This is a genomic window from Paenibacillus cremeus (assembly GCF_007786445.1).
GTDB lineage: Bacteria > Bacillota > Bacilli > Paenibacillales > NBRC-103111 > Paenibacillus_G > Paenibacillus_G cremeus.
This window is the reverse complement of the sequence record NZ_VNJI01000121.1, coordinates 1-1,563: the sequence shown is the minus strand read 5'-3', so window position 1 is coordinate 1,563 and position 1,563 is coordinate 1. Positions and strand designations below refer to the sequence as shown.

Sequence of the window (1,563 nt, the reverse complement as noted above, 5' to 3'; positions counted from 1 at the left end):
GGGGAAATAGGGTGAGCCGAGTGATTCAAAAACAGCAGACAATTATGTTAAGTCCATACTCCGAGCTGTACAACATCATCGTGCCGAAGGATAACTTGTTGCGGCAAATCAATGAATTGGTGGACTTCTCCTTCATATACGAGGAACTACAAACAAACTATTGCTTGGACAACGGACGAAATGCTATCGACCCCATCCGAATGTTCAAATACTTGCTACTGAAAGCGATTTTCGAGCTGTCCGATGTAGACATTGTCGAGCGGTCTAGGTATGACCTATCGTTCAAGTATTTTCTCGGTATGGCACCGGAAGATCCCGTAATCGACCCTAACTCCCTGACTAAGTTCCGCAAGCTACGTCTGAAAGACATGAACCTGCTGGATTTGCTCATCAGAAAAACCGTCACACTCGCCATTGAGAAGGGTCTTCTCAAGAGCTCAGCCATCATTGTCGATGCCACACACACCAAAGCGCGCTATAACCAAAAGTCCCCGCAAGAGATCTTGCAAGAAAGGGCACGGAAAGTACGTAAGGCTCTGTACGCCATGGACGAAGCCGTGAGGGACAAGCTTCCGACGAAAAACACCAGCACAGTCTTGGAGGATGAGATCGACTACTGCAACAAGCTCATTCATACCATTGAACATGAATTGAACATTCCCCATGTACCAAAACTCCAGGAACCGCTTAACTTGCTGAAGGAAACAATTCGAGATGATGTGCAGCAGCTTCGGATTTTGGAAGACGCTGATGCACGGGTCGGGCATAAAAGTGCGGACTCGTCCTTCTTCGGGTACAAGACTCATTTGCCGATGACGGAGGAACGCATTATTACAGCGGCTATTGTCACAACTGGCGAAAAGAATGACGGGAAACAACTGCAAGCCCTGATTGAAAAAAGCAAGGCCGCGGGGTTAGATGTCCAAACGGTAATTGGAGATACAGCGTATTCGGAGAAGGACAATCTCATCTACACAAAGACGAATGACATAGAACTGGTGGCCAAATTAAACCCGATGATTACGCAGGGCAATCGCAAGAAAGAAGAAGAATTTGAGTTCAACAAAGATGCAGGCTTGTACGTCTGTAAAGCGGGCCACATGGCAATTCGCAAGGCACGACAAGGAAAGAAAGATGTTAGCACAAACCAAGTAGATACGTATTATTTTGACGTGGACAAATGCAAGCGATGTTTGTTTAAAGAAGGATGCTACAAGGAAGGGGCCAAGACAAAAACCTATTCTGTGAGCATAAAATCCGACGAGCACTCGGAGCAAATGGCATTCCAAGACAGCGATTATTTCAAATTGAAATCGAAAGAACGGTACAAGATTGAGGCTAAGAACAGCGAACTGAAACACAGACACGGGTACGATGTAGCCACATCCTCGGGTCTTTTAGGCTTGGAGCTGCAAGGAGCAATGGCAATCTTCGCAGTAAATCTCAAGCGAATCTTGAAGCTCAAGGATTAAGGCAATAAGCCGATACAACAAAAAGAAGACATCTATCCCTAGGAGGCGATGTCTTCTTTTTGCATTGATAAGCCTCTAAACAAAAACCTTA

At 45.7% G+C, this 1,563-nt stretch carries 1 protein-coding gene; it reads left to right on the top strand.

Going from position 1 to position 1,563, the window contains the following annotated elements:
* Positions 1-20: 20 nt before the first annotated feature.
* Complete coding sequence (locus FPZ49_RS35075) at positions 21-1,472, top strand: IS1182 family transposase (protein WP_144855360.1); 1,452 nt, start codon at positions 21-23, stop codon at positions 1,470-1,472.
* Positions 1,473-1,563: the final 91 nt, after the last annotated feature.